The sequence below is a fragment of the Streptomyces sp. NPDC002403 genome, from assembly GCF_053593015.1.
This window is the reverse complement of the sequence record NZ_JBSFBQ010000031.1, coordinates 1-21,074: the sequence shown is the minus strand read 5'-3', so window position 1 is coordinate 21,074 and position 21,074 is coordinate 1. Positions and strand designations below refer to the sequence as shown.

At 70.0% G+C, this 21,074-nt stretch carries 15 protein-coding genes and 1 tRNA gene; 6 read left to right on the top strand and 10 right to left on the bottom strand.

Annotation, left to right across the window (positions count from 1 at the left end; all coding sequences use genetic code 11):
• The first annotated feature begins 5 nt into the window (after window positions 1-5).
• Both ACWCPY_RS28150 and ACWCPY_RS28145 read left to right on the top strand, forming a co-directional pair.
• A complete protein-coding gene (locus ACWCPY_RS28150; RefSeq protein ID WP_451269550.1) occupies window positions 6-1,454 on the top strand; it encodes an FAD-dependent oxidoreductase in 1,449 nt (482 codons plus the stop codon).
• Entirely contained in the window at window positions 1,451-2,683 is a 1,233-nt protein-coding gene (locus ACWCPY_RS28145; protein ID WP_451269548.1) for an FAD-dependent oxidoreductase, read from the top strand. The genes ACWCPY_RS28150 and ACWCPY_RS28145 overlap by 4 nt, the downstream gene beginning before the upstream one ends.
• Before the next feature lie 7 nt (window positions 2,684-2,690).
• Here the strand turns inward: ACWCPY_RS28145 and ACWCPY_RS28140 are convergent, their stop codons facing one another.
• Complete coding sequence (locus tag ACWCPY_RS28140; RefSeq protein ID WP_362446091.1) at window positions 2,691-3,059, bottom strand: hypothetical protein; 369 nt, start codon at window positions 3,057-3,059, stop codon at window positions 2,691-2,693.
• Window positions 3,060-3,192: 133 nt separating this feature from the next.
• The gene (locus ACWCPY_RS28135; RefSeq protein WP_451269546.1) at window positions 3,193-3,696 is read right to left on the bottom strand and encodes a DUF309 domain-containing protein; all 504 of its coding nucleotides are present in this window, start codon (window positions 3,694-3,696) and stop codon (window positions 3,193-3,195) included.
• 108 nt (window positions 3,697-3,804) lie between these two features.
• Here ACWCPY_RS28135 and ACWCPY_RS28130 point away from each other — a divergent pair, with 108 nt between their 5' ends.
• Together ACWCPY_RS28130 and ACWCPY_RS28125 are read left to right on the top strand one after the other, a co-directional pair.
• Window positions 3,805-6,438 carry an ATP-binding protein gene (locus ACWCPY_RS28130; protein ID WP_451269544.1) on the top strand — a complete coding sequence of 878 codons (2,634 nt, stop codon included), beginning with the start codon at window positions 3,805-3,807 and terminating at the stop codon, window positions 6,436-6,438.
• Window positions 6,439-6,489: 51 nt separating this feature from the next.
• Window positions 6,490-6,563 (top strand) — tRNA-Pro (locus tag ACWCPY_RS28125).
• Between the two features lie 56 nt (window positions 6,564-6,619).
• Here ACWCPY_RS28125 and ACWCPY_RS28120 read toward each other — a convergent pair.
• From ACWCPY_RS28120 to ACWCPY_RS28110, 3 genes are all read right to left on the bottom strand, one after another.
• Window positions 6,620-6,994 carry a hypothetical protein gene (locus tag ACWCPY_RS28120; protein WP_451269542.1) on the bottom strand — a complete coding sequence of 125 codons (375 nt, stop codon included), beginning with the start codon at window positions 6,992-6,994 and terminating at the stop codon, window positions 6,620-6,622.
• 198 nt (window positions 6,995-7,192) lie between these two features.
• A complete protein-coding gene (locus ACWCPY_RS28115) occupies window positions 7,193-7,774 on the bottom strand; it encodes a hypothetical protein (RefSeq protein WP_451269540.1) in 582 nt (193 codons plus the stop codon).
• 115 nt (window positions 7,775-7,889) lie between these two features.
• Window positions 7,890-14,081: a DNRLRE domain-containing protein gene (locus ACWCPY_RS28110; RefSeq protein WP_451269650.1), complete on the bottom strand. Its 6,192-nt coding sequence runs from the start codon at window positions 14,079-14,081 to the stop codon at window positions 7,890-7,892.
• 1,120 nt (window positions 14,082-15,201) lie between these two features.
• Here ACWCPY_RS28110 and ACWCPY_RS28105 point away from each other — a divergent pair.
• Both ACWCPY_RS28105 and ACWCPY_RS28100 read left to right on the top strand, forming a co-directional pair.
• Complete coding sequence (locus ACWCPY_RS28105; RefSeq protein ID WP_451269538.1) at window positions 15,202-15,624, top strand: GNAT family N-acetyltransferase; 423 nt, start codon at window positions 15,202-15,204, stop codon at window positions 15,622-15,624.
• A 105-nt stretch (window positions 15,625-15,729) separates the two neighbouring features.
• Entirely contained in the window at window positions 15,730-17,019 is a 1,290-nt protein-coding gene (locus ACWCPY_RS28100) for a cytochrome P450 family protein (RefSeq protein WP_451269536.1), read from the top strand.
• Here ACWCPY_RS28100 and ACWCPY_RS28095 read toward each other — a convergent pair.
• The 5 genes from ACWCPY_RS28095 to ACWCPY_RS28075 form a co-directional block, all read right to left on the bottom strand.
• Window positions 16,982-17,476 carry an FBP domain-containing protein gene (locus ACWCPY_RS28095; RefSeq protein ID WP_451269534.1) on the bottom strand — a complete coding sequence of 165 codons (495 nt, stop codon included), beginning with the start codon at window positions 17,474-17,476 and terminating at the stop codon, window positions 16,982-16,984. The two genes, ACWCPY_RS28100 and ACWCPY_RS28095, sit on opposite strands and share 38 nt — an antisense overlap.
• 10 nt (window positions 17,477-17,486) lie before the next feature.
• The gene (locus ACWCPY_RS28090) at window positions 17,487-18,041 is read right to left on the bottom strand and encodes a nucleotide triphosphate diphosphatase NUDT15 (protein WP_451269532.1); all 555 of its coding nucleotides are present in this window, start codon (window positions 18,039-18,041) and stop codon (window positions 17,487-17,489) included.
• Between the two features lie 120 nt (window positions 18,042-18,161).
• The gene (locus ACWCPY_RS28085; RefSeq protein ID WP_451269530.1) at window positions 18,162-19,061 is read right to left on the bottom strand and encodes a hypothetical protein; all 900 of its coding nucleotides are present in this window, start codon (window positions 19,059-19,061) and stop codon (window positions 18,162-18,164) included.
• On the bottom strand, window positions 19,058-20,071 hold the full coding sequence (locus ACWCPY_RS28080; RefSeq protein ID WP_451269528.1) for an SPFH domain-containing protein: 1,014 nt from the start codon (window positions 20,069-20,071) through the stop codon (window positions 19,058-19,060). The genes ACWCPY_RS28085 and ACWCPY_RS28080 overlap by 4 nt, the downstream gene beginning before the upstream one ends.
• Before the next feature lie 55 nt (window positions 20,072-20,126).
• Window positions 20,127-20,942: an SDR family oxidoreductase gene (locus ACWCPY_RS28075; protein WP_451269526.1), complete on the bottom strand. Its 816-nt coding sequence runs from the start codon at window positions 20,940-20,942 to the stop codon at window positions 20,127-20,129.
• Between the last annotated feature and the right edge of the window lie 132 nt (window positions 20,943-21,074).

Sequence of the window (21,074 nt, the reverse complement as noted above, 5' to 3'; positions counted from 1 at the left end):
ATACGATGCACCCCACGATCACCACAGCCGGCCCACTGACGGACACCGGCACACCCGGGACCCGGCCGGGCGACGGACCCGACGCCCCGGTCTACGACGTGACCGTCGTCGGCGCGGGCGTCGTCGGCGCAGCCATCGCCCGCGAACTGGCCCGCTACCGGCTGCGCACCGCGCTCCTCGACGCCTCCGACGACATCGGCAACGGCACGTCGAAGGCCAACACCGCCATCCTGCACACCGGCTTCGACGCCGTACCCGGCTCCCTGGAAGCCCGGCTGGTACGCGAAGGGCAGCACAGACTCCGCGCCTACGCGGCCGAGACCGGCATCCCCGTCGAACGCGTCGGAGCCCTGCTCGTCGCCTGGGACGAAGAACAACTGGCCGCACTTCCCGCCCTGCTGGCCAAGGCGCAACGCAACGAATACCACGCGGCACGCCTCCTGGACGCCGGTGAACTGCGCGCCCGCGAACCCCACTTGGGCCCCGGCGCCCTCGGTGCACTGGAAGTCCCCGACGAGAGCATCATCTGTCCCTGGACGACACCGCTCGCCTACGCCACCCAGGCCGTGCGCGCCGGAGTCCACCTGCACCTCAACTGCCGGGTGCGGCACATCGACAGCGGCGACGACGGCCACACCCTCACCACCACCCGGGGAACGCTGCGCACCCGCCATCTGATCAACGCCGCCGGACTCCACGCCGACGAACTCGACCGGGAACTCGGTCACGACGACTTCACCGTCACCCCGCGCCGCGGTCAGCTCATCGTCTTCGACAAGCTCGCCCGCGACCTCGTCGGCCACATCCTGCTCCCGGTGCCCACCGCCGCGGGCAAGGGCGTACTGGTCGCACCGACCGTCTTCGGCAATGTGCTGCTCGGCCCCACCGCCGAGGACCTCGACGACAAGACCGCCACCGGATCGACCGCCGACGCGATCACCCTGCTGCGCGAGAAGGGCCGCCGCATCCTGCCGGAACTGCTCGACGAGGAGGTCACCGCCGTCTACGCCGGACTGCGCGCCGCGACCGGCCAGGAGGACTACCGCATCCGGTCCCGGCCGAAGAAGCGGTACATCGCCGTCGGCGGCATCCGCTCCACCGGACTCACCGCCTCCATGGCCATCGCCGCCCATGTCACGGAACTGCTCGGCGAATCGGGCCTCGCTCTCGGCGCACCGTCCGAACTGCCGCCCGTCACCATGCCCAACCTCGGCGAGGCCTTCCCGCGCCCGTACCAGGACGCCGACCGCATCGCGGCGGACCCCGCGTACGGCACGCTGGTCTGCCACTGCGAACGGGTCTCCGCGGGGGAGATCAGGGACGCCCTCGCCGGCACGGTGCCGCCGCACTCGCCGGACGGCCTGCGGCGCAGGACCAGAGCCGGGAACGGCAGATGCCAGGGCTTCTACTGCGGGCCGGCGGTCCGCGCACTGTTCGAGGAGGCCCGCCCATGACCCGCAACGAGCGCACCGTGGACGTGCTGATCGTCGGGGGCGGCCCGGCCGGTCTCGGCGCCGGGGCCGAACTCGCCGCGTCCGGGGCGGGCCGGGTCGAGATCCTGGAACGCGAACAGACCGCGGGCGGCATCCCCCGCCACTGCCACCACGGCGGATTCGGCGGGCGTGCCATCGGGGGAGGGGAGACCGGACCCGCGTACGCCCGCGGCTGCGTGGCCGCCGCCGTGCGCGCCGGGGCCACCCTGCGTACCGGCGTCACCGTCACCGGCTGGGCCGGAGAGCTGACCGTGGACACCACCGCGCCCACCGGCCTGGAACGGATCACCGCCCGCGCGGTCGTCCTCGCCACCGGCGCCCGCGAACGCCCCCGCAGCGCCCGCCTGGTCCCCGGCAGCCGCCCACCCGGCGTCTACACCACCGGGGAACTCCAGCAGGCCGTCCACCTCTACCGGCAGCCGGTCGGCAGCCGCGCGGTCGTCATCGGCAACGAACCCGTCAGCCGTGCCGCGGCGGACACCCTGCGCGCCGCCGGCCTGGACGTCGTCGCCATGGTCACCGACCGGCCTGCCTCCCGGCTCACCGCCCTGACCCGGCCCGGCGACCGCACCCCGGTCCTCGGCCGTACCACCGTCACCGCGCTGACCGGCCGGGAACGGCTCACCGGCGTCCGCGTACGCCATCACGACGGCCGGACCACGACCCTGCGCTGCGACACCGTCGTCTTCACCGGCGACTGGATCCCCGACCACGAACTGGCCCGCCGAGGCGGCGTCACCCTCGACCGCGGCACCCGCGGCCCCGCGTACGACGCCGCCCATCGCACGACCGGAACCGGGGTCTTCGCCGTCGGCAATCTGCTGCACGGCGTGGAGAGCGCGGGCGTCGCGCTCGCCGAGGGCCGGGCCGTCGCCGCGCCCGTACTGCGTCATCTGACAACAGGCGCCTGGCCCGCCGGGCGGCCGTCCATCGCGGTCGAATCCCCACTGCGGTGGATCGCACCGAACCTCATCGGCCCCGACGGCGACGTCCCGCTCGGCGGCCGCTTCACCCTGCGCACCGACCGGAGGCTCTCCTCGCCGCTGCTCCTCGTCCGCCAGGACGGCCGGGAACTCCACCGGCAGCGTCTGCTGCTGCCCGCCGTGCCGGACCGGGCGTTCCATCTGCGCGCCGAGTGGCTCGACCGGGTCGATCCGCACGGCGGGACCGTACGGATCGCGGTGCGCTGACCATACGTCAGGGAATGAGCAGCCAGTCCGAGCCGATCGCCGCGACCAGACCGAAGGCCAGCAGCCAACTGCCGAGCCGGGTACGGCCGTTACGGCTGAGCTCGATCACGATCCCGCACAGGATCAGCGCCAGCCCGTACACCCCGACCACCAGGACGGAGGACCGGCTGGCGATCCGCAGCGCGAGGACCACCGCCATCGCCGCCATGCCGACCGACGAGAGGACCACGCGCAGCCGTCTCGCCTGGCGCGGCGTCAGCTTCCGGTCCCCGGCGCCGTCGGCCGCCTCGGAGTCCGTCTCCGCGACGGCTTCGGGATCGGCCTCCGGGACGGGTATGGGGGTGTCCACGGCCTGGTCCTGGTCAGAAGTGCTCATGACGCGCGATCGTAATGGCTGCGGGCCGCCCTGTTCACCGCTCCGGGTGACGGGCGGCGAATGTGGCGCACGTCCGACGCGTGTCCGGCCACATCCGGCCCCTCGCACCGGCACGCCCCGGGCCCGGTCCGGGTCACGGGGCCGGGGGCCGCAGGCACGGCGCCTCGGCGGCCGCGTCGACGGTCCCGCCGTCCGCGGTCTGCCCCGCCGTCACCCGCCCGGCCAGCTCCTGGGCCCAGACGGTCAGGTCGTCGACCCCGATCCCGTACGGCCGCAGACCGGTGAACTCCGCGAGCGCCGCCGCGCCGCGCCGCAACAGCCGCGCCCCGCCCGTCGCATTGCCCCGGGCCGCGTGGGTCAGTCCCACGGCCAGCTGCGCGAGCCCGCGCCACAACTCCCGCTCCGCCGCCGGGCCCGACTTCCACGCGTCCTCGAACACCTCGTGCGCGTGGAACGGCATCCCCGCGTCCAGCAGTCGCTGCGCCTCCCGCACGGTCTCCTCGGGGGTGCGCACCACCCCCTCCGGCTGCCGCTCGACTCCCGGAGCCCCGTAGGGAAGGGGACGCCCCAGCCCGTCACGCGGGCGCGCGTTGCGCGCCCTGCCCTCGCCGTCGCGGTCCCTGCGCGTCTCGTCCACTCCACGATTGTGCCCCGCACCTGCGGCGAACTGTCCGAACCACTGTCCGTGGACCCCCGGACACGACTAGTGTCGAAAGTCATCCGTACCACCCTGGGGAGGGTAGGCATGAAGCAGTCCCGGCCGCTGTACGAGCGCGAACCGGAACTCGCTGCCGCCGCACAAGCCGTGGACGCCCTTTGCGGCGCCCAGGCCGTCGGCGGGCTGCTGATCTTCAGCGGCGAGGCAGGCATCGGCAAGACAGCACTGCTCGGCGAGATCCAGTCGATGGCCGCCGACCGCTGCACGGTCTGGTCCGCGCGGGGCGGCGAGACCGTCACATCCGTGCCGTTCCACGTCGTGCGCCAGCTGCTGCAGCCCGCGCTCGACCGGTTCCCGCCCGACGAGGTGAGAGCCCTGTTCGGGTCCTGGTACGAGATCGCCGCGCCGGCCCTCGGACTGGCCGAGCCCTCCGGTCCGCAGCCGGACCCGCAGGGTGTGCGCGACGGCCTGGACTTCGTCGTCGCCCGGCTCGCGTCACGGCTGAGTCACCGTCCGCTGCTGCTCATCATCGACGACGCGCACTGGGCGGACGGTGAATCCCTCGCCTGGCTCGCCTCGTTCACCGCCCGCCTCGGTGAACTCCCCGTCCTGGTCGTGCAGGCCCACCGCCCGGAGGAGCTGGCCGCCCGCCAGAAGGAGAGCGGACCGGGCAGCGCCCACCCGTCCCAGGTCCGGGTCGCGCTGCGCGCCCTCACCCCGGACGCCACCGCCGAGCTGGTCCGCGCGGCCCTCGGTGAACATGCCGACGACCCGTTCTGCCGCGAGGTGTGGGCCGTCACCGGCGGCAACCCCTACGAGGCGGTCGAGCTCGTCGCCAAGGTGCAGGACCGCGAACTGGCGCCGCTGGAGGAGTCGGCAGGGCTGCTGCGCGAACTCGGCGCGTCGGCACGCGGCAGCGGCCTCGTCGCCCGCCTGGAACGGCTCGGCACCAACGCCAACCGCTTCGCCTGGGCCGCCGCCGTCCTCGGCACGGACATCTCCCAGGACCTCGCGGCCACCCTGGCCGGAATGAGCCCTGCCGAGGCCGCCGACTGCACGGCACGGCTGCGCGAGGCCCGTATCGTCACCGGCTTCGACCCGCTGGAGTTCGTCCATCCGCTCATCGCGAGCGCGGTCTACCGGTCCATCCCGCCGGCCACCCGCACCGCGATGCACGGCCGGGCCGCCTGGGCGATCACCCGCGCCGGACTCGGCCCCGCCGCGGCCTCCCGGCACCTGCTCGAAGTGCACCCGGACGACGACCAGGAACTGGTCGAGCAGCTCCGCGAAGCGGCCAAACAGCACCTCGCCGTCGGCGCCCCGGAGGCCGCCCGCCGCTGCCTCGAACGCGCCCTGCAGGAACCACCTCGCCAGCGCGTGAAGGCCACCCTGCTGTACGAACTGGGCTGCGCCACCCTGCTCAGTTCCCCGGCCACCACCGTCCAGCACCTGCGCGCCGCCCTCGACATGCCGGGACTCGACGACGACCAGCGGGTCGACGCCACCTACCGGCTCGCGGCCGCGCATTCGCACAACAACCAGCTCAGGGAAGCGGCGGGCGCCCTCGCCGCGGAGGCCGCCCGCACCGCTCCCGGCCCCGGCCTGATGCGGCTCCAGGCCGCCCACTTCCTCTGGGAAGGCATGCTGGCCTCCGAGGACGACGGTCCAGGCCGCTCCGGCCGCCTCGCACGGAACGCCGACCATCTGCACGGACGCGACAACGCCGAGCGCGCCCTGCTCACCCTCCGCGCCTTCGACGCCATGCTGCGCGGCGAGAACTCCCAGCTCGTCGTCGACCTCTGCGAACGTGCCCTGGTCGACGGCCACCCCGCCCGGGGACTCGGCTGGACCGACGCGGAGTGGGGCTTCGAACTGCCGACCCTCGTCGGCATCACCTACGCCTTCACCGACCAGCTCGACCGGGCCGAGGAACTCTTCGGCGAGGCCGTCCGCGCCTTCGAGATCTCCGGCTGGAGCGGCGCGCACCTCGCGTTCGCGCACACCCTGCTCGGACTGGTCCACCGCCGTCGCGGCCGGCTCGCCGAGGCCGAGGGCTTCCTGCGCGAAGGGCTGCGCCTGGCCGACCGTGTCGGCAGCGGACTCCCGGTCCACTGGGACGCGGCCTGCCTGCTCATCGACACCCTGGTCGCCCGCGGACGCGTCACCGAGGCCCGCGAGATCGCCGACCGCTACGCCTTCGGCGCGCCCTACCCCAGCGCGATGGTGCTGCCCGACGGCCCGTGCGTACGAGGCCGTCTGCTGCTGGCCGAAGGCCGTACGAAGGAAGCCGTCGTCGAACTCGAAGCGGCCGGCCAGGCCCTCGAACCCCGCGGCAGGTTCAACGGCGTGTGGGCTCCCTGGGCCGGCGACCTCGCCCGGGCCCTGGCCGAGGAGGACCCGGCCCGCGCCGGGCAACTCGCTGCCTCGGCCCGGGTGCACGCCGAGCGCTTCGGCACGGACACCGCGATCGGCGAGGCCCTGCGCTGCGTCTCCCTCTTCGCCGCCCCCGAGGACGCCATCCACCTGCTGGCCGAGTCGGTCCGTCATCTGGAGGCGTCCCCGTCCGCGTACGAGCACGCGCTGGCCCTCGTCGACTACGGCATCGCGATCCGCTCCCCGCGCGAACTCGCCAGGGCCCACAAACTGGCCACCGCCTGCGGCGCGGAATCCCTGGCGAACCGCGCCCACCAGGCACGGGCGTCGATCCGGGCCTCGGAGTGAGGTAATGTTTGTCCCGCGAAGCCGCCCGGCAAGAACCGGGAGGAAGCGCATCGGGACGTGGCGCAGCTTGGTAGCGCACTTGACTGGGGGTCAAGGGGTCGCAGGTTCAAATCCTGTCGTCCCGACTGGAGACAGTCGCAGATAAGGGCCGGTTTCGGAGCAATCCGAAACCGGCCCTTGATCATTCCTGGGGACCAGTTGGAGGCCGGTGTGCCCGAGCTCGGCGGGTTACGGCGATCGGGCTCGGCGGCGAGCGTGGTGCGCGCTGCACGCCGAGGTGTACGGAGAGCGCCGCCCCGGCGGACAGGATGGGCTGGGCGATGAGGGGGCGGACCTTCGCGACGGTCGGAACCTTGCGGGCCCGCTTGCCCTTTGTGCCCTTGCCGGTCAGCCCGCCGGGCGCGGGTGCGGTCTGACGCCCCACGGTCCAGATCCTCTGGGTGGTGTCGATGTCTCCGACACGGCAGCCCGAGATCTCTCCGGTCCGTGCGGCGGTGCACGCGGCGAAGGTGACCACGTCTCCGCAGTCGCGGTACTGGTCGTGAGAGGCGGCCACGAGCGCGTCGGCCGGCGCGACGAGGGTTTCCCGGTCGGGCAGGGCCGGCGCCCGTGGGCCGAGGCGTTCGTTCTGGGGCCTGCTTGTGGACTTTCTGCCAGCCGGTCACCCGGGCGGCGTTGACCACGACGTCTTCGTCTCCCCGGCCTGCGGCCTCATCTGCTGCCGACGTCTCAAAAAGGCCCACTCGTGATCGTGTTACCAGCTCTCAGTAACGACTCCGGCCCCGTCGAAGTGGATGACTGAACCGTCCGAGCCGGTTCGTAGAAGTAGTCTTTGTTCAGGGAAGGTCACCAGAATTGACAGTGCGTGAGGTGCTGGCTTTCGAGTTACGGGAGCAGCTGGCCGGTCCCGGTCGGCCACCTCGATGTGGTCGATCCACGGAGCTGTGAGCACTTCCAGGAAGCGCACGCTTTCGTATCCGTCATCGATACTGAACCGGCCGGTGTAGATGAGCGATTCCGCATCCGAGATCCTTGCCATGGTATCGCCGCGCAGCGCGCCCCGGACGTCACTGGCGATTTCCGGGTCAATTCCGACGAGACCACCACTGAGGTGATCGGGCTCCTGCCAAGTCCCGTCAGAATTCCGTAGCGCATAGTAGATTTCCTCGGCCACCAATCCGTCACGTCGGCGATGAACGACCAGAACGAATCCGATGGCGCCACAAAGAGAAACATCCGTCATGAGGATACGGTCGGAGGAATTCTCAAATTCGTCTCCCCCCGATTCAACTGTCCGGGAAGATCGGGAAAGAGTAGCGTGAGCAATCTGTTTCATATTCACAAGGATTTTCACTCTCTTTGAGCGGGAGGGTGCCGTAGGTGCGTGGTGACACGCCCCGCCGGGGCGTGTCACCACGTTCGTCAGAACACTCGGGCGCCGAGCGAAAGGATCATTTTGCGATACAGGTATCCGTCATCGATGCCACAAAACTGTTCCAGCCGATGACTATCGCTTGTCCGCCGGTCCAGATCTTGGTGCCCGGTTTGACCTGGATGTTGTAGTGGGTGAACCACTGTGTGGCACGGACCTGGCTCCAACTGTTCTTGCTCTGGAGCTTGACCTGCTTGTTACTGCGTCCGGGCTTCACACCCCAGGTCTCGGCGCGGGTCATGTTCTTGGCGACATAGCGGTTGGTCCATCCCATGATCTGAACGTTGACCTGGTATGAACGGTACGGCCAGCCGTTGCTCTTCGCCTTTCCTCCGCCGCGAAATGTCGTGACGATACGCATCCCATAGCCGTTCCGGAAGCGCTTCTTGCCGCAGTTGGGAGTAGTGCCGCTCACGTCGGAGGCGCCGCACGGATCTTGGTTGGCGTAGTCGTAGGCATTGGCGGAGCCACCGGAGACCGGATCGGTCTGCAGGAAACGCCCCCGGGCAGGGTCGTACAGACGCACGCCCATCAGGGTCAATCCGGTCAGGGTTTCGGTCGATCGCTGCTCGGACCCCTGCCACCCGTAGCGAGCGGGCGTCTGGCCCGCTCGCGGGGCGCCGTACTCATCGTTGTCCATCACCACGGGGGCCTTGCTGATGTCCAGCGGCAGCTGGAGCGCGATGTCTCCGTGGATGTTGGTGAGTTGCAGGACGATGTCACCGGTCCTGCTCGTGGTGGCGGCGAGTCCGCTGGCGGCGTTCTCGACGTAACGGGTCAGCGCACCGGTGGTGGTGTCCTCCACGATCCATCTGGGGTTGTCGTTGTCGCTGTCGTAGTGGTTGACCTTGGCAGCCGTTTGCGTCCAGGAAGAACCGGAACCGCTTTCCACCTTCCACGAGCGGAATCGCAGCATGGCGTCGAGTGCCCATGTCTGCCGTTTGCCGCCGGTGGTCTGCTGGTGCACGAGGTCGTTGGCGTAATAGCCGAGCGACCCGTGTCCGGGGGCGGCGGTGATCCGGCCGAAGGCGTCGTAGGAGTAGCCGGGGTCGGTCAGGCGGTCGGCGCTGTCGTGAGCGTGTGTGGTGGTGGTGCCGCCCGTGGTGGCGCAGCTGACGCCGGGGGCGGCGGAGACTGTGGTCAGGGACTTGCGATTGCTGCGCTGGTCGAACCCGTACACACGCCGTGTGCAGACGCTGTCAGCGGTGTCCTCGACTGTGGTCAGCCGAGCCGCCCCGTCATATGCGAAGGCCTGGTCGGACCACCCGGTGTGACGTGTCTGTCTACCGGCCGCGGATTCGCTGACGCGGTCCGAGAGCACGACTGTGCCGTCGGATGCCTTGGTGTACGTCCGTGACGTGGCGTCGCCTGTCGGACTCTTCTCCTGGGTCATCACGAAGCCGCCGGGCAGGGTTTCGCTCGCCACCGCGCCGTCCGCGTCGTAGGCGGCTTCGAAGGAGCCGGCCACGGAGTCGGTACTCCTGGTGGCGAAGCCGCGGGGCTCGGCGGTGTGGTTGTAGGCGAAGGTGACCGTCGAGGGGACGGAATCGGAGGCCTTCAGTGGTCTGTCCAGCAGATCGAACTGAACTTCCGTCGTACCTCCGTCGACATCGGTGTAGGAGATCTGGCGACCGAGCTTGTCGTAGAGGCGGGTGATGTCCCCGCCGGTGGGCGAAGTTGTCCTGGCCTCCAGTCCGCTGGACGCGTCGTACGTGGTGGTGGCCGTCGGGACCGCCTGTCCCGTCCCGCCGGTCGTCGTGACCGCGACGGGCCGTCCGGCCGCGTCATAGCTTGTCGTCGATGTGCGCGTGATCCCGTTCGCGGTTTCCGAGATCTTGGACTTGTTGCCCCACCAGTCGTATTCGGTTGTGGTCTGGACTAGTTCGGCGGGCTGGGTGCCACCACCGGTGATGTTGCCACCGGGACCGGTCCAGCACGGCTGGTCGGCCCATTCGGGTCGGCCCTTGCACCGGCCTGTGCCTGTTGCGCTCCAGTATTCGGTGAGACGGGCGGACGCGTCGGTGTCGGTCGCGCCGGGCGGAATCACCGCAGTGATCCGACCTCGCGTGTCGTAGTGCGTGGTCGTTACCAGATTCAGGCCGGCCGGGTCTTTCACCGTGGCGATCGGCAACCCCGCTACCCAGTCGTACCGGGTGTCGGAACGTTGTTCCGCAGCCATGATCGTGTCGTGGCCGCGGACGCTCGCACCGGTGACGGAGCGTGTCGTCTGATCCTTGATCGACGCGGTTCCGTCGGTGGGACGTCCGTCGTCGTAACTGTTCACCGTCCAGGTGCGGGCCGGGACGGACGTGCCGCCGGCGACCAGGACCGTACTTCCGTCCTTCAGGTCCTTGGTGAGATCGACTCGGTGGAGCGGCCCCATTTGTTCCACTGCCTGGGTGCCGCTGGGATTGTAGGTGGAGCTCGTGGAAAGCAGGTACGCCCGCTCGGCGGACGGCAGCGACGCGATTCCCAAGTCTGCGAGCTGGGCACGGTCCTGGGCCGAAATCCCCATCGCCAATGTCCGGTTGCTCGCGGTCAGCTCACGGATGGTATTGCCGAAGCGATCGCTTTCGGCGACCGATATGTGACCACCTGGTGTGGCGCCGTTGACCGGACGTCCGGAAGCGCCGAGGTAGCTCACGGAGGCGCGTTCGTACTGCTTGCCGTTCAGGCCGCTACCGATGTGCGCGGCGGGAATGGAATCTGCCGGGAAGATCGCGGTGGCATCGGTGGGGACATCCTGCTGGCCCCACGCGGCCACTGCAGCCGAGCCCATCTGATAGGGAGCGTTCACCCCGGTCAGCGGCACCTCGTAGACGAGGCTGGTCACCGCGGTGCCCTCGACGGTGGCGGTCGTGCCGGGCTTGAGCGCCGGGCGCGACACCTTGAGCAACATACCGTCGCCAGCCACGGGAGAGCTGCCGACCTTGCCGTAGGTGAACGTCCAAGGCAGTTCTCCGGCTGGGGTGAGCCCGGTAATTCGGCCTGCGGCGTCGTAGGAGTAGGCAGTCTTGAGCGCGGGGCTTATCTGAGGGTTCCACGCCTCGCGGAGTCGTCCGTCCGTGTCATAGGCGTACGACTGCACAGCCTTGGACGTTGCCGCAGTCGCGCCGGGGCCGGTCGACCACAGGCGGATGCTTTTCACCTGCCCAATGAAATCGCCCAACGTCGTGGCGGTCGCGGTGGTCGAGTCCGCGTAGTCGTATTCGAGTACGCGGCAGCCCTTGGTGGAAGGCCCTTCACCGCAGGTTGCGGACGCGACCGCTGAGGTGGGAGCCACGACACGTACGGGACGAGCCAGCCTCTTGGAACCCACGGTGACGGTCTCGGAGACGATCGTGGTGGTGGAGTCAGCCTTGCCGTCCAGCCTGGTGGAGGTCACGTTCCACGTCGTGGAGGTGGCGTCGAGCTTCTTGAACGTGGTGACGGAACCGTCGGAGGTCACCAGGGTGAAGTCTCCCGTGACGCTCCCCTTGAGGCTGAGCGTCTGCGACCCTGCCTCACCGATCCATCCGGTTCGCGACGCGTTCGCCGTGAAGTTGATCTCGTCACCGTTGTTCGTCATCACGGCGACAGAGGTGTCCGAGATCCTGCGTACGTAGGTGTAGTCGGATTCCGTTAGTTCAGCGGTGATTCCGGACGTCCACTCCTTGCCGAAAACGGGTGCTTGCCCCTCTTCGGCGTTGCTGACGACCGGCGTGCGGGAAGAAGCCGAACGGTTCACCGAGAGGCCGAAGTAGGAAGCCTCGACCTCGGAGAGACCGAAGTCGCCGGTCAGGAGATTGAGCGTGCCGGGGCCGACACGGCTGCTGGACGAGCTGTTGGCGTCTGCGTCCACGACGACACCGAGCGGCTGGGTCGCACCGGTGGGGGAGCCGGGGCCGGTGAAGTCGGCCTTGAGCTGAATCGAACCGTCAGGCGCCACGGTCCTCGCCGCATCCCAGACCAGGGGCTTGTTCCTGCCATTCGTCATGGGCACCGGCCACGCGGTGAGCGCGGTATCGCCGGACGTCACGTCAGCGGTGGGAATCCGTGTCCACGCATCGGCTTCGGAGCGACGCCAGGAGAAGGACACCGCGTCGTACTTGGCGCCGTCCGCGTCGGCGACCAGCTCCATGCGCCGTGCAGTGCGCTCGCCCTCCGAGGGCTTGATGAATCCGCCAGGGCCGACGTGGAAACCGTATTCGATGGCTTCGGACTTGTTGTCCGCCTTGTCGACCGTGCGGACCTGGAGGGTGTGGGTACCGTTCTTGGCCGGAGTGACGGACAGGGCCTTGGCCCCTGAAGCGCCGTTCGTGGCGGCCTTGGTCCAGGTCACGCCATCCAGTGACCATTCGAGCCAGTTGTGGTCCGACGCCGGCGGGGTGACGGTGAAGGTTCCTGCCTGGCCGGCACCCTTGACCCAGTCGTTCGGCGGGTAGTCGGCGGACGTGATGCCGGTTGGAGCCGAGGGCGAGGTGGTGTCGACTGTGAACGTCTTCCAGGCGGACCAGCCCGTGTTGTAGTGCGTGCCGTCGTACGGCGACGTGCGGAACTTGTACGTCTTGCCGTGGGCCAGCACCCCGGTGGGGACCGTCACCGATGCCACTTGTCCGGAGGCTGCGAACTTCGAGACAAGGACATCGCCGACCTGGGTGTCGGTGGCGTTGTCAAAGATCTGAAAGGTGCCGTTGACTTTGTCGCCATTGGGGTCGATGAAGGTGTCACGCAGGGTCGGTGTGACCGTGTTGACCATGTAGGTGCCGCCGTAGGAGAAGTACGGAGGGCCGGCTTCCTGCTTGGTGCCGGTACGAGGCCGGTAGTTGTAGTTGACGACCAGCTTCGGCGGGTTGGACGCCGCGTTGGCCGAGTTGACGCGCTTCCACTGAGCGACGACGGACTCGCTGGTGGCGCGGATGCCCATGTGACTGCGGTTGGCCTTGGCGGAGGCCCACTCCTGCGTGAGCGTCGTCACGTCGGCGTTGATCCAGCCGTCGGGCTGCGAAGTGCAGTCGGCGTTGCCACGGGTCTCGGTGGAGGTCGCCTTCTTCGCAGTCATCGTCGGGCGGTTCGTCCACCGGCTCGATGTGGACGCTGCTCCGGACGACCAGACCTCCCACGGGTAGAGCTTGCAGTCCGTGTTGGCGGAGTGGAAGTTCCACAGACTCAGCTTGGCGTTGAGGATCAGCGCGTCCTGGATCGGCGTGGTGTTCCAGGAGATGAAGGACTCCGCGGTGCGCGGGGTACCGTTCGCGTTCTTCGTGCCCGGGTTCCCGAAGTCCAGCTCCTTGTCGGTGGACCAGTCGACGGTCTCGCCCTGCTGCACATACGTGTCGAACACGTTGCTCAGCGACGAGGTGGACGGGTCGACGGTCACCGGATAGGCGGTACTCGGGTCGGCAAGGAAATCGGCGTCCGGGGTGATGACCAGGTCGACTCCGCCCTTGGTCCTGACGACCTCCAGGCCGACCCTGGCACGATTTGTGTGTTCCCCGGATCTCTTGTCGACGGTGGCGTCCCACATCATCGGGGCCGGCATCACGGCACTCTTCTTGGACTTCTTGTCCGTGAAGAGGACGCTGCCATCAGCCTGTTCCCGGATCTTCAGACCCTTGGTGAGCAGCGGCAGTGTGTAGGAGAAGCCGGGCTCGGGCCTGGTTTTGACTTCGACGAACTGCTCGAAGCCGGTACGTGTGGCCTCCACGACCACGTTCGCGCCCGGAACGGCGTTTCCGTAGGTGGCACGGGTGCCGTCCAGCTCGGGGGTCGGCAGGCCGCCGCGCCATTGCAGGGTGATCGCCTCGTCACCGCTGCCGAGGGTGACCAGGTCCGTGGCGGGGGCGGACTGGGCAGCGCGGAGCGAGGCGGCCCTGGTACCGGACTTGCCCGCGAGCCTCAGCCCGCGCGGGTGGGCCTTGGACACGACCGAGCCGTCGGCCTCGGCTGTCAGCTTGACGTCGACGTCACGCCAGTCACCCGTAGTAGGGTCCTGGAAGCGGACCGGACCGGCCGAGAGTTCCGTTGTGAGCGATCCGTCCTTGTTCACCCAGGTCGTCGATGTTTCCGTTCGCTCCGACAACGCCTCAACACGCTTACCGGAAAGCCTTGCCGCCACACGCGCGGAAGAGATATCCGCCGCCTGTGTGGCCGTTGGCTGCACCTGAGCAGCAACTGCTCGAGAAGGCACCGCGGCCGCGGAACCCGCCCCCTCAAGAAGGCTGATGGACAGGGCAAGGGCAAGGCTGCCCGCTGCGCAGCGCAGGCCCCTCCCTGCCCGGATCCGTCCGCGCCCTTCTGGCGCGGGTATCTGACTGCTCATCATTCCTCGGTTCTCGACTACATGTTCACCACGAATGTGATGCATATGTGAACGTAGCGAGGAGGCGGTGATCCGAAACTTGGGCAACCAGGCGTAGGTCCGGCATACCCGGCGGTCAACCCAAGTGATCTTGATCCTTTCGTAATGAAAAGGTAAAGCCCTTACCCTGATGTGCACAGATCATGCATAGTTCCCCATTCCATTCAGGGGAACGAATCGCGCCACCGGCCCCACCCGAACGACTGCCGGGTCGCCTTGCGGCGAACCCTCGGGCCGACGACTGCGCACAGGTCGCCCTGCCGGTCACCGGATACGCCTACGCGGACTTAGGCCAATACCGGCAGGCCAAGGGCAATCCGGTCGTTCTTGTCGGTGTGCCGAGAGCGGGTCAGCTGAAGCCATCTGGTGAGCGACCGTCGGACCGGGTCGGGGTGCTGACACAGGCTTTCTCCCGGTCGCTTGTGGACGGGGTGTTGGAGGAGATGGGCCGGGTGGAGCAGAGCGGTGTGGCGCTTGTGCGGCAGTTGTCTGCGCGGATGTGACGTCCAGTCGCCGCACCGGACACTCGGGGTGCCTTCTGCCGCGACTGGCGGCACTACGTTCGACCTGCCTGACGCGAAGGCGGACGTGGAGGCGTTCGGCCGTCCGCCTCGCTTCGGTCGGGGTGAACAGAGCTTCGGCCGCCCGCAGTTGTGCACGGTCGGCCTGGCGGAATGCGGCACCCATGTCGTCTTCGACGCCGCAACCGGGGCCCTGTGCACCGGAGAGCAGACTCCGGCCGGGGCAGTCCTGGTGTCTCTGCGACCAGGGATGCCACTGCCGGCCGACCGCGGCTTCTACGGTGTGGACCTGTGGTGCAAAGTCGTAGCAACTGGGGCGGACCTGCTGTGGCGAGTCCGTAAAGACCTCGTGCTGTGGGTAGTTGAGCAGCTGTCGGACGTTGCCGGCGCAGTGTTGTGGATCTCGCCGCGGTGCCGGTCTGGATCCCCGGGCCGACCGTGATCCGCGCACAACCGCATCATCCGGATCTGTGTGCGGCGGGGCGTACTCGTCCTGGCCGACGGCGCCTACCAGGACGTCGGCCCCGGGTCACCACCGGCCTCCGGCGCGACTGGCCGTCACGGCCGACGGCGGGCAGTCGCAGGGCGAGGTACTGATCTGCCAGGACGAACTGGACGACAGGGACATCGAGCTCGCCTACGGCATCGGGCCCCGGTACCGGCGCCGGGGACTGGCGTCCGAAGCGGTCACGGTGGACACCGAATACGCCGTTCAGCGCCTCGGTGCGCGACGGGTGGTGCTCCGGATCGAGGCCGGCAACGCCGCGAGCGCCGCCGTGGCGCGATCGACCGGATTCCGGCCCACCACGGACGAGCCCGTCGCTCGGGAGGCGAAGGGGCGGCGGGTGCTGCTGCGGACCTGGTGCCACGGGAACGGTGGACCCGCATCCTGACCGCGCGGGCCGCCACGGGGCCATTACGCTGGAACGCAGCAGTGCACGAATGGTTCAGGGCGCACAGAACCGCGCGGAGAGGTGCGGTGGCCTCCGGGAGGCATGATGAGCCAGCAGCCGGTCCTTCTTCCCTACGCCGATCCGGCCTTCGTGGCGGACCCCTTCCCGGTCTACCGGCAACTGCGCGAGGACGGCCCGGTGCGGCGCGCCGTCATCGCCGGCGGCCTGGACGCATGGCTGGTCACACGGTACGAGGACGGCCTCGCCGCGCTGTCCGACCCCCGGCTGAGCAGCGATGTCCGCGACGCGTCCGATCCCCGGCTCATCGAGCGGCTGCCCGCCACGGACCGCGAGTCCGCACTGCGCAACATGCTCCGCACCGATCCCCCCGACCACACCCGGCTGCGCCGGCTGGTGTCCAAGGCGTTCACCGCGCACCGGGTGGCCGGGCTGCGGCCCCGCGTCCAGGAGATCGCCGACCGGCTGCTCGACGGGATCGGGCCGGACGGCCGCGCCGACCTCGTCGAAAGCTACGCACTGCCGCTCCCGGTCACCGTGATCGGCGAACTGCTCGGCGTGCCCGTCAGCGACCGGCACGATTTCCAGCGGTGGACCGACGACCTGGTCCTGCAAGGGGCCGGGCCGCCGGACCGGGCCCGGACCGACGAGGCATGGCGGAACATGCGCGGATACCTGACCGGGCTCGTCGCAGCCAGGCGGAACCGCCCCGGAGACGATCTGCTCAGCACGCTGGTGACCGCCCGGGACGAGGAACGGAGCCTGGACGAGGACGAGTTGATCGCCATGGTCTTCCTCCTGCTGGTGGCCGGGTACGTCACCACGGTCAACCTGATCGGCAGCGGCATCGCGGCGCTGCTCGCTCACCCCGACCAGCTCCGGATGCTGCGGGACGACCCGGCGCTGCTGCCGGGAGCGATCGAGGAGTTCCTGCGTTACGACGGACCGGTCAACCCCGGCATCGCCCGGTTCGCGCGCGAGGACGTCACCATCGCGGGCGTGGACATCCCGCGCGGCGCGACCGTGCTCGTCGCGTCCGCCATCGCCGACCGCGACCCGGACCACTTCCCCGACCCCGACCGCCTGGACATCTCCCGGCAGGACAATGCCCACCTCGCGTTCGGGCACGGCATCCACTACTGCCTCGGGGCGCCGCTGGCCCGGCTGGAGGGGCAGATCGCCATCGGCACCGCGCTGCGCCGCCTCCGTCACCTCGCCCTGGCCGTGCCGGCCGGGGAGCTGCGGTGGCGGCCGGGAGCGCTGCGCGGCCCCGAGCGGCTGCCCGTCACCTTCACCGCCGACGCCCCGGCCCGGGACCGGTCCCGCGTCGGCGGGCGGCTCAGCCGAGGAGCTTGGCCAGGAACGCGTCGAGATTGACCCTGGTCCGCTCCACCTGCTCCTCCAGCGTCAGGGACTCCTTGAAACGGCTGCCCGGCGCCGCGGTCCTCCTGCCCCGGACGTACAGCGAGCAGGCGAGGTCGGTACAGATGTACAGACCGACCGAATTGCCCTCGCGCCCCGCGGCGCCGGTCTTCCGGGCGGTCATGAGCGAGACGCCGTTCCCCGGGTGCGTGGTGAGACACAGCGAGCACATGCTCCGGTGGAGGAAGCCGCGCTGCCGGGAGGGGAAGCGGAGCGTCACGCCGATCAGTCCGTCGCCGCGTTCGGTGACGATATAGCTGCGTCCGGGGGCTGAGAGATCCCGCCACCCCAGGAAGTCCAGATCGTCCCAGGGCTGCTCGTCGAGGTCACGGGGCAGCGGCAGACGTTTCGCCTCCCCCTTGGAGCAGTTGATGAACGATGCGCGGATGTCCTGCTCGGTCACGGCCTTCATGCGGGGGACGCTAACTCTGCCTATGATCACTAGGCAAATGATTAATAGGGCAAGGTTGAGCGCCGCCCGCAGGGCCCGCGGGGTCCGCGATGGTCAGCCGGTGCGCGGGAGGGTGCTCGATCGGGAGATCGGGACGCCAGGCCGCGAGCACCTGTGCGGAGGGGCCGAACAACGGCTCCGGGAGGGCATCGAGCCCGGTCCACTGCCAGCTGCTGATCAGATGGGGCTCGGTCACCTGTGGGCTCCCCGACCGCAGGGTCACCGCCGCGCCCATCGAGACCCGGTTGATCCCCCCGATCACGTCGTGGAGCATGGCGAAGACGCGTACGTCCTTCGCGTCGGCCTCCAGCCCCGTCTCCTCCCGGAGCTCGCGGACGGCCGCGTCGGCGATGGACTCGTGGTTCGGGTCGACCTTGCCGCCCGGCAGCTCCCAGGTCCCGCCGTGGTGCCTGCCGAGGAGGACCCGTCCTTGTCCGTCCTGCACGACCACACCCACGCCGAGCGCCGCCTGCGCCTGTGGCGGGCGGGTGTTGCGGGAAGAGGTGTCCGCGGGCGTGGTTTTCATGGTGCTCCCTGTGCTGCTCGCAGGTGGGGGCGTGCCGCGGGCGCGGGGCCCGGCACTCCGGTCGTACGGGGCAGCCTACGGACCACCGCGCCGCCGCCCTGCGCGCGGACCGGCCGGACGTCAGAGGGCCAGCCGCAGAGAGGTGGCCGAGATGCCGAGCCGTACCGTCTGACCCCACGTCAGTTCCAGTGCGTCCGTCTCCATCCCGTCACCGAAGACCACCACCCGGTCGGACTCGACGGTGAGCCTCAGCCCCTGCCCGCGCCCCAGCTCGCCGGCGACCAGCGAGGTGCCGGTGGCGGGGGAGGGCCAGGCCTCGCGGACGAACCAGAGGAGGTGGGGGTCGGTGGGTGCCGGGAGGCGGAGGTCGCTGCGGCGCTCCTGCCACAGCGAGCGGAGCCAGCCGGTGGCGCCGGTGCCGGTGCCGACGAGGACCCCGGAGGAGGCCTGAGGCTCGGCGGCGGCGTCGGGCGCGTCCGGGCCGAGCCGGTAGCGGGCGGTCTGATGGCCGGGCGGGCCGAGGTAGATCTCGTTGAGGGCGAGGAGTCGCTGGGTGTCGTCGGCCACCGCCTCGACCATGGTGAGCTCGTCCGCCGCGCCAGCGGGGGACGCGGCCGCCCTCAGCAGGGCGGCCGCGTCGCGGGGCCGGTGGCGGACGAGCACGCCCGGATTGCGTCCGGGCTCGGTGTCGATGCCCACGACGGGCTGGCCGGAGAGGTACTTGGCCGCGTTCGCGACCAGCCCGTCCTGTCCGACGACGACCACCACGTCCTCCGGCCCGAACAGGAAACGGTCGAGATCCGCGCGCTCCACCCGTGACTGCCGCCACTGGAGCGGAACGGCGGCCGCGACATCGGCGAGGGCCTGCTGGGTCCGCCGGTGGCGCCGGGCCACCTCGTCGATGGCCCGGCCGCGGCTGGAGAGGAAGAAGGCGGCCTGCCCGTGCGTGCCGTGCCGTGTCAGCAACTCCTCGTACTCGGTGGTGCGGTGGACCAGGACCGCGCGCGGGGCGAGGCTCATGCCCGGGTCTCCGGGCCGGTGTTGCCGAGCTTGCTGAGCAGGCCGGTGAGGACGTCGGGGGAGAGGGTGAGGCTGTCGATGCGCGGCAGGTTCTCGGCGAGCCTGGTCGCCGCGAGGGCGTGCAGGGTCGCGGCGTCCACCTCCCCGTGCACCCGCAGCCAGGCCGCCTGGGACTCGGCCCGCGCGGCGCCGACCTCGCGGGCGGCCTCGGCCTCGGCCCGGGCCAGCCGCACCTTGCGTGCCGCCTCGGCCTCGGCGCGCACCCCGTCGGCCGCCGCGTGCTCCTCGGCCTCGCGGCGGGTGTTGGTACCGCGCTGCTCGACCAACTGCTCCTCCCTGCGGGCCAGTTCGATCTGGCTGGCGAGCTCGTTCTCGGCGATGGCCCGTTCCCGCTCCACCGCCACGGCACGGCGCTCGTAAGTGGCCCGGTCGGCCTCCTGCTGGATCTGCTCGCGGGCGGGGGTGCGCAGCGCGCGCTCCACCTCGGCCTCGGGGCGGATGGCCACCACCCGTACCGCGACCACGTCGATGCCGGTGGCGGGCAGCCGCGGTTCGGCGGCGAGTCCCGCGGCGACCCGGTCGCGTACCGAGGCGACCCCGTCGACCAGCGCCTCGGCCAGTGTCGTCCTGGCCAGTACGTCGAGGGTGTGCTGCTGGGCGGTCTCGGTCAGCAGGGTGGCGATCTGCTCCAGCGGGGCGCCGCGCCAGACCCCGGTGTCCGGGTCGACCGAGAAGTCCAGCCGGGCGGCGGCCTCGGCCGGGTCGCTGATCCGGTACGTCACGGTGGCCTGGACGGTGACGTCCTGGAAGTCGGACGTGCGGGCGTGGAACGCCATCGCCAGCTCCCGGTCGTTCACCGGGACTTCCGAGAGTGCGGCACTCAGCGAGCGGTACCAGAAGCTCAGCCCCGGCCCGTCGTGGACCAGCCGGCCGCGCTTGTGGTGGCGGATGTGCGCGGTGGGTGCGGAGCGCAGGTGGCGCCAGCCGAAGCGCCTGGTGATGTCGGCCATGTCGGGCCCCCCTTTATTCTCGTCACGAGGACGATAACGGGGTCGATGGTTATCGTCAAGAGGACGAGAAAGAGTGCTTGCCGACCTCGCCCGTCGTCTCCCGCGCCGTTGCGAGAAATCTGGCCGGCACCTCGCCCCCGCCGTGCACCGCCAGATCGGCGCCATTGACGTAGGAGGCCAGGTCGCCCGCCAGGTACAGGCAGGCGCGCGCCACATCGTCCGGTGCCGCCATCCGTCGCATCGGGATGACCCCGGCCAGCGCGGCGCCGCCGTCCTCGCCGTAGACGGATGCCGCGCCTTCCGTGCGGACGAGCCCGGTCGTGATGTGGTTGACGCGCACCTTCGGTGCCCATTCCAGGGCCAGTGCCCGGGTCAGTGCGAGCAGTCCGGCCTTCGCGGCCGTGTACGCGGCCGTGCCCGGCTGCGGGGTGTGCGCGGAGACGCTGCCTATGTTGACGATCGATCCTCCGGTGTCCTGTTCCCGCATGATCCGGTTGGCGGCCTGTGACACATGGAACGGGGCCAGGAGGTTGAGGGCGACGATCTTCTCCACGAAGCGCGGTGACACGGTGGCCGCGTCGGCGTCGGGGGAGCCGCCCGCGTTGTTGACGAGCACGTCCAGTCGTCCGAAGCGATCCGCCGCCGCGTCGACCAGCGCCGCGGCGGCCTCCGGGTCGCGGACGTCGGCCGGCCGGAAGTGCGCCCGGCGGGTGCCGCTCTGTGGCAGCTCGGACGGTTCGCCACGGCCGCAGACCATTACGTCCGCCCCGGCGGCGAGGAACGCCTCGGCGATCGCGGCGCCGATGCCCTTCGTGCCGCCGGTGACGATCACGGCCCGCCCCGTGAAGTCGATGGGATTGCCGATGTCCATGCGTCCGCCCCGCCGTCTTCCGTCCTGCACGGTCGGGTAAATCTACCAACTGTTTGTTTGGTGGAACAGGTGCGAGAACCGCGGGCGGCCGGTGACTCCCGCGGAGACACTGGCCGCCCGGATGGTGCGCCG

What these genes read in the sequence shown, in the direction of transcription:
- ACWCPY_RS28090 (WP_451269532.1), bottom strand. Translation starts at nt 18,041, where the DNA reads ATGAAAACCACGCCCGCGGACACCTCTTCCCGCAACACCCGCCCGCCA.
- ACWCPY_RS28130 (WP_451269544.1), top strand. Translation starts at nt 3,805, where the DNA reads ATGAAGCAGTCCCGGCCGCTGTACGAGCGCGAACCGGAACTCGCTGCC.
- ACWCPY_RS28140 (WP_362446091.1), bottom strand. Translation starts at nt 3,059, where the DNA reads ATGAGCACTTCTGACCAGGACCAGGCCGTGGACACCCCCATACCCGTC.
- ACWCPY_RS28085 (WP_451269530.1), bottom strand. Translation starts at nt 19,061, where the DNA reads ATGAGCCTCGCCCCGCGCGCGGTCCTGGTCCACCGCACCACCGAGTAC.
- ACWCPY_RS28115 (WP_451269540.1), bottom strand. Translation starts at nt 7,774, where the DNA reads ATGAAACAGATTGCTCACGCTACTCTTTCCCGATCTTCCCGGACAGTT.
- ACWCPY_RS28095 (WP_451269534.1), bottom strand. Translation starts at nt 17,476, where the DNA reads ATGAAGGCCGTGACCGAGCAGGACATCCGCGCATCGTTCATCAACTGC.
- ACWCPY_RS28080 (WP_451269528.1), bottom strand. Translation starts at nt 20,071, where the DNA reads ATGGCCGACATCACCAGGCGCTTCGGCTGGCGCCACCTGCGCTCCGCA.
- ACWCPY_RS28145 (WP_451269548.1), top strand. Translation starts at nt 1,451, where the DNA reads ATGACCCGCAACGAGCGCACCGTGGACGTGCTGATCGTCGGGGGCGGC.
- ACWCPY_RS28150 (WP_451269550.1), top strand. Translation starts at nt 6, where the DNA reads ATGCACCCCACGATCACCACAGCCGGCCCACTGACGGACACCGGCACA.
- ACWCPY_RS28075 (WP_451269526.1), bottom strand. Translation starts at nt 20,942, where the DNA reads ATGGACATCGGCAATCCCATCGACTTCACGGGGCGGGCCGTGATCGTC.
- ACWCPY_RS28100 (WP_451269536.1), top strand. Translation starts at nt 15,730, where the DNA reads ATGAGCCAGCAGCCGGTCCTTCTTCCCTACGCCGATCCGGCCTTCGTG.